We start from the raw sequence: 13,510 nt of genomic DNA, 5'->3' as shown, positions 1-13,510 counted from the left end.
TCCCCGATACCTCGGCCATGTCTATACCACTGATCACCGACAGCCATTGCCATCTGGATTTTCCGGACTTCGACAATGAACGCCCCGATATCATTCGCCGCGCTGGCGAGGCCGGGGTGCATCGCATGGTGACCATCTGCACAAAACTGAGGCTCGAACCGCAGGTGCGCGCCATTGCCGAAGCCCATGACCCGGTGTTTTACGCCGCCGGAACACACCCGATGAGTGCTGCCGACGAACCGCTTGCCACGGTTGATGCACTGATCGAGATGTCGCGCCATCCCAAGTTTGTTGGCATCGGTGAAACCGGGTTGGATTATCACTACACATCCGAAAGCGCGGAGATTCAGAAACAGTCGTTGCGCGTGCATATCGAAGCTGCACAAGCCACCGGTTTGCCCCTGATCATCCATGCGCGCGCGGCCGATGACGACATGGCCCAAATCTTAACAGATTGCTTTAAGACGCAGCCCTATACCTGTGTCATGCATTGCTTTTCTTCGTCTCTTGACCTGGCGAAAGCGGCACTGGATCTGGGGTTCTATCTGTCCATGTCCGGCATCGCCGCCTTCCCGAAAAGCCAGGACCTGCGCGATATCTTTGCGACCGCTCCGCTGGACCGCGTGCTTGTCGAAACCGACAGCCCCTACCTTGCCCCGCCGCCGCATCGCGGCAAACGCAATGAACCGGCCTTTACCGCGCACACCGCACGGGTCGGTGCCGAATTGTTCGGGCTTGAATACGATGCCTTTGCCGCCCAGACGGAAGCGAATTTTGACCGGCTCTTTTCCAAAGCTGCGCAATACAAGGCCGCTGCATGATGGACGAAATGCGCTTTACAATCCTTGGCTGCGGATCATCGGGCGGGGTGCCCCGGCTTGGCGGGATCTGGGGGGCGTGTGATCCGGACAACCCCAAAAACACGCGGCGGCGCTGTTCGCTGCTGGTGGAGCGTGTAAAACCCACAGGCACGACCCGCGTTCTGATCGACACCTCACCGGACATGCGCGCCCAGCTTCTGGATGCTGGCATCGGAGAGCTTGACGCGGTGGTCTACACCCATAGCCATGCCGACCATGTTCATGGGTTGGATGACGTGCGCATGATCGTGTTCAACATGCGCAAACGCCTGCAGGTCTGGGCCGATGGCGAAACCCAGAACGATCTGTTTTCACGCTTTGGCTATGCCTTTGTGCAACCCTCGGATAGCCCCTATCCGCCGATCTGCGAAATGAACACGATCAACGGCCCGCTGACGGTTTACGGCGCGGGCGGGCCAATCACCCTCGATCCGTTCGATGTGAACCATGGCAGCATTGATGCGCTTGGGTTCCGCATTGGCGATCTTGCCTATTTGCCTGATGTCGCGTCCATTCCCGAAAAGGTGTGGGACACCCATTTGCAGGATCTGGATGTCTGGATACTTGACGCGCTGCGCCGCGAGCCGCACCCGACCCATGCGCATTTGGCCCTCGCACTTGAATGGCTGGATCGCGCCAAGCCGCGTTTGGGGGTCTTAACCAACATGCATGTCGATCTTGACTATGCGACGGTTGACGCGGAAACGCCCGACCATATCACCCCGGCCTATGATGGTATGGTGATCACCCAGCCCGTCTAGGCCGCGTCCGATTGCGTCGCGTCACATTTCCAGTGCAGTCTGTCACCATGCGCCGATTTTCCGCCCTTACTCCGCCCGGCTGACATGCAGGCGCTGATTGACATCATCCTTCCGGTCTTTCTGGTGATCGGACTGGGCTACCTTGTCGCGTGGCGTGGCGTGCTTGGCGACGCGTCGATGGACGGTTTGATGGCGTTCACCCAGAAAATCGCCCTTCCCCTGCTTTTGTTCCGCGCAATCTGGACGCTTGACTTGGGCCAGAGTTTTTCGATCCCGCTGCTGATCAGCTATTACACCGGCTCGCTCACCTGTTTTGTGGCCGGGCTGTTGGGGGCGCGGTTTCTGTTTCATCGGCCGTGGGAAGAGTCCGTTGTCATCGGCTTTTGCTGCCTGTTCGCCAATTCGGTCCTGCTGGGCATCGCCATAACCGAACGCGCCTTTGGGTCCGATGCCCTGACCGCCAATTATGCGATCATCGCGTTTCATTCGCCGTTTTGCTACGGGCTTGGCATCAGCGTGATGGAGTTTGTCCGCGCCCGGTCTGCCGGGCAACGCAATCGCGATGTGCCGCTGATTGTTGCCAAAGCCATGTTCCGCAACGCCCTTGTCATCGGAATTGCCTTCGGCGTGGCGTTCAACCTGCTGGATATCACCCTGCCAGAGCCGGTAACCGTTGCGCTTGACATGGTTGTGCGCACCGCACTTCCGGCCGCTTTGTTTGCATTAGGAGGCGTGCTTTATAGATACCGGCCCGAAGGCGATATGCGCGTTATTCTGTATGTTTGCGCAATCAGCCTGATCCTGCATCCGGGGATCACCTGGGGCTTGGCCGCCAGCTTCCCGCTTGACGATGCCGCGTTCCGCAGTGCCGTGTTGACGGCGGCCATGGCACCGGGGATCAACGGCTATATTTTTGCTAACATGTATGGTCGGGCGCGACGGGTGGCGGCGTCTTCGGTTCTGTTGGCCACGGGCATGTCTATCATCACCGTCTGGCTTTGGCTTGGAACGCTGCCATGATCCCGGTGGTCAGCGCCTTTATCACCGCCGGTGCCGGAGTGGCGGTGTTCTACGCTGTCGATTTGCCCTTGCCCTGGTTGCTTGGTCCGATTTCCGCCTGTCTGCTGGCGGCATTGGCCGGTCTGCCACTTGGCGGGGTCAAAACCCTCAATCACAGCATGCGCACAATCCTTGGCGTCGCGGTCGGGGCCACGCTCACACCGTCGGTTCTGGCGACGTTTCCCGCCATGTGGCCGACGCTGGTTCTGGTGCCGGTGATGATCGCCTGCATCGGCGCGGTGGGCGTGCCGTATTTCCAACGCATCTGCGGTTTCGACTTTCCAACCGCCTATTACTCGACCATGCCCGGTGGCTTGCAAGACATGATCGCCTTTGGCGAAGACGCTGGCGGGGATGTGCGCACCATCAGCCTCATTCACGCCACCCGTGTCATGATCATCGTGGTCGCCCTGCCTTTCCTGCTGATCGGGATCTGGGATGCCGACCTGTCCAATCCGCCCGGTGCGCCCGCCTCCAGCATCCCGCTGCAAGAACTGGGCCTGATGTGCGTTTGCGCCTTTGTGGGCTGGCGCGTGGCCGATCGTGTCGGATTGTTCGGCGCGTCCATTCTGGGCCCGCTGATCCTGACCGCCGCGCTGACGCTCGCCGGAGGTCTGCACAACCGCCCCCCCGCAGAAGCGATTTGGGCGGCGCAGTTTTTCATCGGCATGAGCATTGGCACCAAATATGCCGGGATCACCTGGAACGAGGTGCGCCGCGACCTTGCTGCCGGGCTGGGCTTCTGCGCCATCCTGATCGTGCTGACGCTGATCTTTGTCGAAGCGATCTATCAGCTGGGCCTTGCGCCGGGGATGGAAACGCTGCTGGCCTTTGCCCCCGGTGGGCAGGCCGAATTGACCGTCTTTGCCCTGATCGTGGGGGCCGACATTGCCTTTGTCGTCGCCCACCACATTCTGCGGATTTTTGCTGTTATCCTGGGTGCCCCTTTGGCGGCCCGCATCTTTGATCGGTCAAAACCGCGATAAAGACGGCCGCCGCCCGATCCGGAGGGATCGAGCGGCTGTGCGCAGGTCAGCTCAGGTGATGCACGGCCTGCAATCCGTAAACCGGCGTGTCCAGCCCCTCCATACGCGCTTTGATCTGCAAGGACAGGAATTGCGAATAATGCCGCGATTGATGCAGGTTTCCGCCATGCATCCAAAGGTTCGGCACCTGCGTCGGCTTCCACATATTGCGCTGCTCGCCCTCCCAGGGACCGGGATCTTTGGTGGTGTCAGACCCCAGACCCCAGCACTTTCCAAGCCTGTCGGCCATATCCTGACCCATGAGATCCGCAACCCAGCCATTCATCGAATTATAACCGGTGGCATAGATGACCAGATCGGCATCCAGATGGGTGCCGTCATCCAGAATGACGCCGGTTTCATCAAGCTCGGTCACTTGCCCCCGCTTTAGCTTGATCTCGCCATCAATGATCAGCTGGCTGGCGCCCACATCAATGTAATACCCCGATCCCCGCCGCAGGTATTTCAGGAACAGCCCCGAGCCGTCATCACCCCAATCCAGCCAGAAACCGGCCTTTTCCAGCCCGTCATAGAAGTCCTTGTCCCGCTCCTTCATCGCCTCATAGGCGGGGATCTGGAATTCATGCAAAATGCGATAGGGCAGCGACGCAAAAATCAGGTCGGCCTTTTCGGTTGTCACCCCGTTGCGCACCGCCTCTTCGGAATACAGCGCACCAAGACCGATCTCCATCAAGGTGTCAGACCGGACAATATGGGTCGAGGACCGCTGCACCATGGTCACATCGGCATCGTGTTCCCAAAGGGCTGCACAGATGTCATGTGCCGAATTGTTCGACCCGACAACCACCACTTTCTTGCCGGTCCAATTGTCCGGCCCGTCATGTTCCGACGAATGCTGTTGCACCCCCTTGAACCTGTCCATGCCCGGAAAATCAGGCATCCGTTTTTTTCCGGACATGCCCGTTGCCATCACCAGTTGCTTTGGCTTCAAAACCACCTCTTCACCATCCCGATCAACAACTACGGTCCATTCCTGCGTCGTTTCATCGAAGGTTGCGGATTTGGCGGTGGTTCGGGTCCAGTAATTCAGCTCCATCACCTTGGTATACATCTCAAGCCAGTCCCCGATCTTGTCTTTGGGCGCAAACACCGGCCAGTTGTCGGGAAACTTGATATAAGGCAGATGGTCATACCACACCGGGTCATGCAGACAGAGCGATTTGTACCGATTGCGCCAGCTGTCGCCGGGGCGGTCGTTCTTTTCGACGATGATGGTCGGCACCCCCAACTGACGCAAGCGCGCGCCCAGCGCGATCCCGCCCTGTCCGCCGCCGATGATCAGGCAATAGGGCTGGGTTTTATAGCCCAGCTCGGTCGCCTCTCGGTCGCGCTCCTCGGCCCAGGTTTCGCGGTTCTTGCCCGCGCCATGTTTGGCCCCAAGCGGACGGTTGAACCCGGCGGGTTCTTCGTGGCCCTTCAGCTCGACCATGGTGGTCAACAAGGTCCAGATTTTCCCGTCCTTCAACCGAACCAGCCCATACCCCCGTGCGAGCTCTGTTTCGAACTGAATCCACGCCGTGATGATGCCGTCTTCTTCTGTTGGGATCTCTCCCTCGGCAAGGCGCCAGCCCGAGGGCCGGGTTGTCGACAGCTGATGTTTCAGCATGTCTTCGATCTGATCCTTGCCCTCAACCGTCTTAAGGTTCCAGGTAAAGGTCACCAGATCGCGCCAGTAGCACTCGTCTTGAAACATATCCCGAACGCGCGCGATATCGCCCTGTTCAAGTGCCGCGCCGAAATCGTCCAGAAAGTTTTGGGTTTGATCGGCAATCGTTGTGTCGAGCATATGCTCCTCCCTTTTGAAATTGTGTTAATCCTGTGCCAGCCAGGCCAATGGTGTCCCGGCCGCCACCTGATTGCGCACGAACGCTATGCCGCGCCGCACATGGTTGATCTGATCCACGATGTTCAGATCGCGCATCCTGTCCTCCCAAACAGCTGCCCTAGCGTAAGCTAATCGACCCGGCCCGGCCCCACAATGCGACCTTGATCGACACTTGTCCTATCGCAATCTTGGGTCAGGCGCGTCACGGCAAAGCCGCCATTTACCGGCGCACCCCGTTGACGGCCATGCACCCGGACGGCGCATCAATATTCGCTCAGTTCATACTTATCCTGAATATTATGAAGTCGATTAATGACGGCTGCTTCTGTATGAGGCATGGATCACACCGTCAGGAGGTCTCATGTCTGAATCCGGGAACGCCATCGCCGATACCCTCGCCGCACTTGCAAGAGAGCGTATTCTGATCCTTGACGGGGCCATGGGCACGATGATCCAGAGCCTGAAAATGGGCGAGGACGACTATGCCGGGCGCGGAACCGGACAGCCATGTCCGCATCCGACCGAGCACCCGCAAAAGGGCAATAACGATCTTCTGACCCTGACCCAGCCGCAGGCGATCGAAGATATCCATTTCCAGTTTGCCAAAGCCGGTGCCGACATCGTCGAGACAAACACCTTTTCCTCTACCCGCATCGCGCAAGCCGATTACGGGCTTGAGGCCGCTGTGCCGGACCTCAACGAACAGGCCGCCAGAATTGCGCGCCGCGCGATGGACCGTGCGACGGAACTGGACGGCAAACCACGTTTTGTTGCCGGAGCGGTGGGCCCCACAAACCGGACGGCCTCGCTGTCGCCCGATGTGACCAATCCGGGCTACCGCGCGGTAACATTCGACGATTTGCGCGTCGCCTATGGCGAACAGATCCGCGGGTTGATTGCCGGTGGTGCGGATCTGATCCTGATCGAAACGATCTTTGACACGCTCAACGCCAAAGCTGCGATTTTTGCTGCCTTCGAGGCGTTCGAGGCGCAAAACACCCATCTGCCCATCATGATATCGGGCACCATCACCGACGCGTCGGGGCGCACCTTGTCCGGCCAGACGCCAACCGCGTTCTGGCATTCCGTCGCCCATGCACGGCCCTTTTCGGTGGGTCTGAACTGTGCGCTTGGCGCATCAGCGATGCGGCCGCATATGGCCGAATTGGCCGGCGTCGCCGACACATTGACCTGTGCCTATCCCAATGCCGGTCTGCCCAACGCGTTCGGCCAATATGATGAAGGCCCCGAAGAAACCGCCGCACAGCTGGCAGGCTTTGCCGAAGAGGGCCTGCTGAACATTGTCGGCGGCTGTTGTGGCACCACGCCAGAGCATATCCGCGCCGTCGCTGACGCCGTCGCCCCCCATTCGCCCCGCCAAATCCTCAAGGAGCAAGCCGCATGACCCGTTATCTTCGTCTTTCCGGACTTGAGCCCTTTGTCCTGACACCGGATATCCCGTTTGTGAATGTGGGCGAGCGGACCAACGTCACCGGCTCGGCCAAGTTTCGCAAACTGATCACCAACCGCGACTATGCGACGGCGCTGGATGTGGCGCGCGATCAGGTCGAGAACGGTGCGCAGATCATTGACGTGAACATGGATGAGGGCCTGATCGATTCCAAACAGGCGATGATCGAGTTCCTGAACCTCATCGCGTCGGAACCGGATATCGCCCGCGTTCCGATCATGATCGACAGCTCCAAATGGGAGGTGATCGAGGCCGGTCTTCAATGCGTGCAGGGCAAGAGCATCGTCAACTCGATCTCCATGAAAGAGGGCGAGGACGAATTCCGCCGCCACGCCCGCCTGTGTCTGGCTTACGGGGCCGCCGTGGTGGTCATGGCGTTTGACGAACAGGGCCAGGCCGACACCGCCGCCCGCAAGACCGAGATTTGCGCGCGGGCCTACCGAATTCTGGTGGACGAGGTCGGCTTCCCGCCAGAGGACATCATCTTTGACCCCAACATCTTTGCCATCGCTACTGGCATCGAAGAACATAACAATTACGGCGTCGATTTCATCGAAGCGACCCGTTGGATCAGGCAGAACCTGCCCCACGCCCATGTGTCTGGCGGTGTGTCGAACCTGTCGTTCTCCTTCCGGGGCAATGAAACCGTGCGCGAGGCGATGCATGCCGTGTTCCTCTATCACGCCATTCAGGCGGGGATGGACATGGGCATCGTGAATGCGGGCCAGTTGGCGGTCTATGACCAGATTGATCCCGACCTCCGCGAAGCCTGCGAAGACGTTGTTCTGAACCGTCGCGAGGACGCGACCGAGCGGATGCTCGACTTGGCCGAACGCTTTCGCGGTGGCGCGCGCGAGGAAAAAGTGCGCGATCTGGCGTGGCGGGAGTGGTCGATCGAGAAGCGGCTGGAACACGCGCTGGTCAACGGCATCACCGAATTTATCGACGCCGACACCGAAGAAGCGCGCCAGCAGGCCGAACGCCCGCTGCACGTGATCGAAGGCCCGCTGATGGCGGGGATGAACGTGGTGGGCGATCTGTTCGGTTCGGGCAAGATGTTCCTGCCGCAGGTGGTGAAATCCGCCCGCGTGATGAAACAGGCGGTCGCGGTGTTGCTGCCCTACATGGAAGAGGAAAAACGCCAAAACGGCAGCGATGCGCGTGAGGCTGCGGGCAAGGTGCTGATGGCCACCGTGAAAGGCGATGTGCATGACATCGGCAAAAACATCGTCGGCGTCGTGCTGGCCTGCAACAATTACGAGATCATTGATCTGGGCGTCATGGTACCCCCGCAGAAAATTCTCGAAGTGGCCAAGGCCGAGAATGTCGATATCATCGGCCTGTCCGGTCTGATCACACCCAGCCTGGACGAGATGGTGCATATGGCCTCCGAGCTGGAGCGCGAGGGCTATGACATTCCGTTGCTGATTGGCGGGGCAACCACCTCCAAGGTCCATACAGCGGTGAAAATCGCACCGCGCTACACGAAAAATCAGGCGATCCATGTTCTGGATGCGTCGCGTGCGGTCGGCGTTGTCAGCCAGCTTCTGAGCCCCGACACACGCGATAGCTATATCGAAGGCATCCGCGAGGAATATGTGACCGTCACCGAACGCCACGAACGGTCCGAACGGGCGAAAGAACGCGTGCCGCTTGCCGCCGCCCGTGCCAATGCGATGCAGATTGATTTCAGTGACTACACCGTCCCTGCCCCCACCTTTACCGGGGCGCGGGTGATCGAAGATTGGGATCTGGCCGAGATCGCCAAATATATCGACTGGACCCCGTTCTTCCGCACCTGGGAACTGAAAGGCGTCTATCCGAAAATCCTTGAGGACGAGCGTCAGGGCGAAGCCGCCCGCGCGCTGTTTGCCGATGCTCAGGACATGCTGAAACGGATCATCGACGAAAAATGGTTCGGCCCGCGTGCCGTGGCCGGGTTCTGGCCCGCCAATGCGGTGGGCGACGATATTCGGCTTTTCACTGGCGACGACCGGAAAGACCAACTCGCCACCCTGCACACCCTGCGCCAGCAACACGCCAAGCGCAAAGGCCGGCCCAATGTGGCCCTGTCCGATTTCGTGGCCCCTGAGGGCACGGCGGATTACGTCGGTGGGTTTGTCGTCACCGCAGGCCCCGAAGAGCAAACCATCGCCAAGCAATTCGAGGATTCAAACGACAGCTATTCCGCGATTCTGGTCAAGGCGCTGGCCGACCGCTTTGCCGAAGCCATGGCCGAGATGCTGCACCAACGCGTGCGGCGCGAATTGTGGCCCTATGCGACCGAGGAAAGCTTTGCACCCGACGAACTGGTCGGGGAACCTTATCGCGGAATTCGCCCCGCGCCGGGCTATCCAGCGCAGCCGGATCACACCGAAAAACGCACGCTTTTCCGTCTGTTGGATGCCGAGGCGAACACCGGGGTGGAACTGACCGAAAGCATGGCGATGTGGCCCGGCTCATCCGTGTCTGGCCTCTATATCGGCCATCCCGAGGCATATTACTTTGGCGTGGCCAAGGTCGAGCGCGATCAGGTGCAGGATTACGCAGAGCGCAAAGGCATGGCGTTTGACGAGGCCGAACGCTGGCTCGCACCGATCCTCAACTACACCCCGCAAGCCGTGTCCGCCATTGCGGCAGAGTGACGGCACATAACGCGGTGTCTGGTGGCTTTCGCGCCAGACACCGCCAAACGGTCAATCAACCGCCATCCGAAAGGGCCGGGTTTGCAAACGCATCCCAGCCCTGTTTTTTTTAGACAAGCTTGTTGCCGTCTTTCTTGGCCTGACGCAATTCGCGTACAAAGGTTGTCACGATCACTGCCAGCACAACTGCCGAAATGATGGGCCAGACCAGAATGTAAAATGTCAGCATTTCTTCCGTCCTTGCTTTCTCGAAAACTCAGATTTTTTGGTCAGCGGCACGAACAGCGGCAAGCGCCGCGTCATCGTCAAAGCTGGTCACGCGCTCGTTGATCACATCGAAATCGAACTCTTCTTTACCCAAAAGGCTTAGAAGAACGCAGATGATGGTACTTGCGCCATAGGCCGTCAACGATCCCAGCAAAACTGTATATTCGCGCAGGAAGCCGCTGAAATAGAAGATCCCGACAGCCATCCCAATGACACCCACCGCGATACCGGCGATCCGTCCGAAAAAGCCGAAGGCCATCAGCCCGACCACCACGCCCCCACCGACTGCTGCGACAATCTCGAAGAAGCCCGCGACAACACCCGTCATCGGCAGAAGTTCAAACCGCACCACAGTGAAAAGCAGCAGCCCGCCAAGCACCGCCCAGATGAACGCCTGGTTGGTGACCCGGTTCCAGTAGCAGCTGGCAATCACGGGAAACACGATGGCCCCCCACAACGCGCCGACGAAGACCAGCATCACCAGAATATCAAGCGCAAAACTGGCCAGGATCAGCCCGGCCATGGTGGCCACGATCATCGTCAGACGGCCCAGCAACAGCATCTTGCGCGGGTTCGGATTGCCCTTGGCCAGGTTACGACCATAGATATCCGTCATCATGATCGCCGCCAGCGCCGACAGATCGGAATCCGCGGTCGAGGACAGCGACCCGATGACCAACACAAAGAACAGCGCGATCATCACCGGAGGCAGATAGGCCGACGCCATCTGCGGGATGATGTTGTTGGGATCGCCTTCATGCGGGACAATGCCCAGCATCAGCGCCATCAGCCCCAGCATACCCAACCCGATCACAATCGATCCGTAGCCAAGCGTCGCGGTGATGAAGGTCGGTTTGATCAGATCCTGCCGCACCGCAAACAGACGTTGCGCAATGGTCTGGTTGCCGATGGCATAGGCCAGAACCGCCACAAAGAACGGCGCGCCCTGTTCCAGAATGGCGGTCATGGAAAAGAAATCGGCCTGCTCTTCTGTGATAATGTCGTATCCGGCCTGCAACGCTTCACTGCCGCCCGCGCTGAAATACACCCACGGAATGATCACCACGGCAATCGACATCATCGCGACAACCTGCGCAAAATCGGTCAGGATCGACGCCCGAAACCCGGACCACAGCGTGTAGGACAACACGCCAATACCGGCAATCAGAACGCCCGCCTGAAACGACAGCGGCGACAACACCGCCACCAACGCACCTGCCGCGGTGAAATTCACCATCAGGCTGATGACACTGCCCATCAGGTTGGAGACCGCAAGGATCAACTGGCTGCCCGATCCATGACGCGCGTGCATCACCTCGGCCAATGTATGGGCATTGGGCGCAAGCGCGCGAAACCGCAAACCGAACGGATAGATGAACAGGATCATCAACGCCCCCCAAAAGCCGTAATGCATCGGCCCGGACAACCCGTAATTATACCCCGAAATCGCCGCTCCATAAAAAGACGCCGCCCAGATCCAAGTCGCCGTCATACTGGCGGCAGAAATCCCGAATCCAACCTTGCCGCTGGACACCATGAAACCGTCAACGCTTTCTTCCTTTTCGTTGACGAAGGTCGACAGCAAAAATGTGCCACCGTAAAATAAAACCAATAATATTATGACTGTTGCCGTCGAAAATTGGAAAAATACCGGATCAGACATAAGGGTTGCTCCCGTTTTTTATCTTTGGCAGGCCCATATCTGACCTGACGCAGCTGAATTCCACACTTGGCCCAGAGCTGGAAAATCCCATCACCCCGAACGATTTCAGAGTACAGCCACAACAGAACGATTGCCAAGCGCCATTCCCTCATACAGACCCGTATGATCACGTGACCTTCTGCGACAAAGCGACCAACCACTTGCGCCCAAACGCGCTATGCCTGTCTGCCAGTGCATGACAGCTTTATCGTGCATCATGGGATACAGGACGACTTGGACCAGATCATGCGTGAGGCATTCAAAGCCGAGTTCGGCGTCACTGGCAAAGTCGGGGTAGATATCGGCATCGGGGAAGTTGTGTAAGGTAGCGATCTGCCAATCGAAGCTAACCCAGACTGGCTTCTTCACCCTGAAGGATATGATGCTAGACTAAAGGCATTCCGGGATAAGCGAGACACCATCGAAGAAGCAACTACCTCTCTCTAGTATGAGTAAATTTGAAAATTTTATTATTATCAATACTTTAAGATATTTGATCAAAGGGTTAAAAGGGATGTGCGATCTGTGGATCATCTATCTTCGGTAACATCCTCCGGCGCTCCCTCATTACTGGTAACGATAAGGAATGCCGGGCAGGATGTCAGACCGTAAACTTCTCGATGGCTTCTTGCTTCTGCGCCAACGTGTGGCCGCTCTGGACCTGTCGCGCCTTTGTGCCGCCCCTAGTGCTCGTTTAGGCCACCTTTCGCTCGAAAGCGACCGGGTTTTTTCAGCCTAATGCTGAGTGACGGCGACGCGGATTGTAGAAGCCGTTTATGTACTCGAAGATTGCCATCTGCGCCTGCCGTCGTGTTTCCCATGACCGTCGCCAGATCAGCTCAGCCTTGATGGTTTTGAAGAACGTCTCAACAGCCGCATTGTCATAGCAATTGCCTTTTCCGCTCATCGATACCTTGAAGCCGTGCTGGCGCAGGATCTTCTGATAGTCGTGAGAGCAGTATTGCGACCCGCGATCCGTGTGGTGGATGCAACCTTTGGGTGGCGTACGGAAGGCAAGGGGCAATGACGAGCGCGACCGAGGGGGATGCCGATCTTGCGGCCTTGGCCTGTCTGGTCGGTTTTGGACCGGCGCAGTTGTAGTACCAGACCTTCGCGGACCTCTTCGATATCGGCCAGATCGAGGCCCACCAGTTCCGAGGACCGGAACCCGCCCGCCCAACCGATCAGCAACAACGCCCGGTCACGTTTTCCACGGGCGTCACCCGCTGATCCAGCGGCAGGGCAATCAGGTCAGTCGCAGATAGCCCAAGCCGCTCCAGCTCATCGGCAGCGGGACCATGACGAGCGGCAGCCTGGCTGAGGCGGCGTGTCAGATCCTTGGTGGCCTGCTCAATGCCGGACATCGACACGCCCGCGAGTTCACCCGCGCGCTCAAGGGTCTGAATTGAGGCGACGGTGGTACCAAGCGAATGCGCCAACTTTGCCTGCGCATCCACGGTTTGCAGCCCGGATCGGACCATCGCCACGCCAGCAGCCGCAGCGGCGGCAACGGCGGCAGCGGCTGCCATCGCAACACGGCGGGAAAACGCCGCGAGCCGTGTATTGGCTGCTTCCATCTCCCGGTGGGGGCGGCCGAAGCCGCGCGCTCCGGCCTCACCGACACCTTCCAGCTCAGCACGCACCTGTCGGCCGCCGACCGCTGCAAGGCGAACGGATATGCGTTTCTCAGCCATAGGAATGATCCATCTGTTCGTTAAGTTTTGCGACCATCACCGCTTCGATGACGGGCAGCAGTTCGGCCATGGCGAGCGGCGACACGCCGAGCGCGTCACCGAGAGCAAGCGCCGCCGACATATCCCAGCCGATCACGGCGCCGGGGAGGACGCGCAGCTGTCCGCCGAGGCGGCCGACGA

11 protein-coding genes and 2 pseudogenes are annotated in these 13,510 nt (G+C 59.0%); 7 read left to right on the top strand and 6 right to left on the bottom strand.

Annotated elements, in window-relative coordinates; genetic code table 11:
• Window positions 1-17 precede the first annotated feature (17 nt).
• The 4 genes from ACG74X_RS05005 (at window position 18) to ACG74X_RS04990 (ending at window position 3,666) form a co-directional block, all read left to right on the top strand.
• Window positions 18-821 (top strand): TatD family hydrolase, encoded by an 804-nt coding sequence (locus tag ACG74X_RS05005; RefSeq protein ID WP_411233052.1) that lies wholly within the window; start codon window positions 18-20, stop codon window positions 819-821.
• Window positions 821-1,621 carry an MBL fold metallo-hydrolase gene (locus ACG74X_RS05000; RefSeq protein WP_411233335.1) on the top strand — a complete coding sequence of 267 codons (801 nt, stop codon included), beginning with the start codon at window positions 821-823 and terminating at the stop codon, window positions 1,619-1,621. The genes ACG74X_RS05005 and ACG74X_RS05000 overlap by 1 nt, the downstream gene beginning before the upstream one ends.
• An 84-nt stretch (window positions 1,622-1,705) precedes the next feature.
• Entirely contained in the window at window positions 1,706-2,641 is a 936-nt protein-coding gene (locus tag ACG74X_RS04995; RefSeq protein WP_411233051.1) for an AEC family transporter, read from the top strand.
• Window positions 2,638-3,666: an AbrB family transcriptional regulator gene (locus ACG74X_RS04990; protein WP_411233334.1), complete on the top strand. Its 1,029-nt coding sequence runs from the start codon at window positions 2,638-2,640 to the stop codon at window positions 3,664-3,666. The genes ACG74X_RS04995 and ACG74X_RS04990 overlap by 4 nt, the downstream gene beginning before the upstream one ends.
• 46 nt (window positions 3,667-3,712) lie before the next feature.
• On the opposite strand, the gene ACG74X_RS04985 is transcribed toward ACG74X_RS04990, so the two are convergent.
• The gene (locus ACG74X_RS04985) at window positions 3,713-5,512 is read right to left on the bottom strand and encodes an NAD(P)-binding domain-containing protein (RefSeq protein WP_411233050.1); all 1,800 of its coding nucleotides are present in this window, start codon (window positions 5,510-5,512) and stop codon (window positions 3,713-3,715) included.
• Window positions 5,513-5,912: 400 nt separating this feature from the next.
• On the opposite strand from ACG74X_RS04985, the gene ACG74X_RS04980 reads away from it, so the two are divergent.
• The gene (locus ACG74X_RS04980) at window positions 5,913-6,956 is read left to right on the top strand and encodes a homocysteine S-methyltransferase family protein (protein ID WP_411233049.1); all 1,044 of its coding nucleotides are present in this window, start codon (window positions 5,913-5,915) and stop codon (window positions 6,954-6,956) included.
• The gene (gene metH, locus ACG74X_RS04975; RefSeq protein WP_411233048.1) at window positions 6,953-9,667 is read left to right on the top strand and encodes a methionine synthase; all 2,715 of its coding nucleotides are present in this window, start codon (window positions 6,953-6,955) and stop codon (window positions 9,665-9,667) included. The genes ACG74X_RS04980 and metH overlap by 4 nt, the downstream gene beginning before the upstream one ends.
• 109 nt (window positions 9,668-9,776) lie before the next feature.
• Here metH and ACG74X_RS04970 read toward each other — a convergent pair whose 3' ends face one another.
• Together ACG74X_RS04970 and ACG74X_RS04965 are read right to left on the bottom strand one after the other, a co-directional pair.
• Entirely contained in the window at window positions 9,777-9,896 is a 120-nt protein-coding gene (locus ACG74X_RS04970) for a putative transporter small subunit (protein WP_411233047.1), read from the bottom strand.
• Between the two features lie 27 nt (window positions 9,897-9,923).
• Entirely contained in the window at window positions 9,924-11,597 is a 1,674-nt protein-coding gene (locus ACG74X_RS04965) for a sodium:solute symporter family protein (protein WP_411233046.1), read from the bottom strand.
• Between the two features lie 231 nt (window positions 11,598-11,828).
• Here ACG74X_RS04965 and ACG74X_RS04960 point away from each other — a divergent pair, with 231 nt between their 5' ends.
• Window positions 11,829-11,960, top strand: a complete 132-nt coding sequence (locus tag ACG74X_RS04960) for a hypothetical protein (RefSeq protein ID WP_411233045.1) — start codon at window positions 11,829-11,831, stop codon at window positions 11,958-11,960.
• A 406-nt stretch (window positions 11,961-12,366) separates the two neighbouring features.
• On the opposite strand, the pseudogene ACG74X_RS04955 reads toward ACG74X_RS04960, so the two are convergent.
• From ACG74X_RS04955 to ACG74X_RS04945, 3 genes and pseudogenes are all read right to left on the bottom strand, one after another.
• Window positions 12,367-12,660, bottom strand: a pseudogene (locus tag ACG74X_RS04955) (DDE-type integrase/transposase/recombinase); the annotation flags it as partial.
• Window positions 12,661-12,856: 196 nt separating this feature from the next.
• Window positions 12,857-13,330: pseudogene (locus tag ACG74X_RS04950) on the bottom strand (phage tail tape measure protein); the annotation flags it as partial.
• The gene (locus ACG74X_RS04945) at window positions 13,323-13,466 is read right to left on the bottom strand and encodes a hypothetical protein (protein ID WP_411233044.1); all 144 of its coding nucleotides are present in this window, start codon (window positions 13,464-13,466) and stop codon (window positions 13,323-13,325) included. The pseudogene ACG74X_RS04950 and the gene ACG74X_RS04945, both read right to left, overlap by 8 nt.
• Window positions 13,467-13,510: the final 44 nt, after the last annotated feature.

This window comes from Marivita sp. S0852 (genome assembly GCF_046591575.1).
Taxonomy (GTDB): domain Bacteria; phylum Pseudomonadota; class Alphaproteobacteria; order Rhodobacterales; family Rhodobacteraceae; genus Marivita.
The sequence above is the reverse complement of the archived record's forward strand: the minus strand, read 5'-3'. Positions and strand labels throughout refer to the sequence as shown.

What these genes read in the sequence shown, in the direction of transcription:
- ACG74X_RS05005 (WP_411233052.1), top strand. Translation starts at nt 18, where the DNA reads ATGTCTATACCACTGATCACCGACAGCCATTGCCATCTGGATTTTCCG.
- ACG74X_RS05000 (WP_411233335.1), top strand. Translation starts at nt 821, where the DNA reads ATGGACGAAATGCGCTTTACAATCCTTGGCTGCGGATCATCGGGCGGG.
- ACG74X_RS04995 (WP_411233051.1), top strand. Translation starts at nt 1,706, where the DNA reads ATGCAGGCGCTGATTGACATCATCCTTCCGGTCTTTCTGGTGATCGGA.
- ACG74X_RS04990 (WP_411233334.1), top strand. Translation starts at nt 2,638, where the DNA reads ATGATCCCGGTGGTCAGCGCCTTTATCACCGCCGGTGCCGGAGTGGCG.
- ACG74X_RS04985 (WP_411233050.1), bottom strand. Translation starts at nt 5,512, where the DNA reads ATGCTCGACACAACGATTGCCGATCAAACCCAAAACTTTCTGGACGAT.
- ACG74X_RS04980 (WP_411233049.1), top strand. Translation starts at nt 5,913, where the DNA reads ATGTCTGAATCCGGGAACGCCATCGCCGATACCCTCGCCGCACTTGCA.
- metH (WP_411233048.1), top strand. Translation starts at nt 6,953, where the DNA reads ATGACCCGTTATCTTCGTCTTTCCGGACTTGAGCCCTTTGTCCTGACA.
- ACG74X_RS04970 (WP_411233047.1), bottom strand. Translation starts at nt 9,896, where the DNA reads ATGCTGACATTTTACATTCTGGTCTGGCCCATCATTTCGGCAGTTGTG.
- ACG74X_RS04965 (WP_411233046.1), bottom strand. Translation starts at nt 11,597, where the DNA reads ATGTCTGATCCGGTATTTTTCCAATTTTCGACGGCAACAGTCATAATA.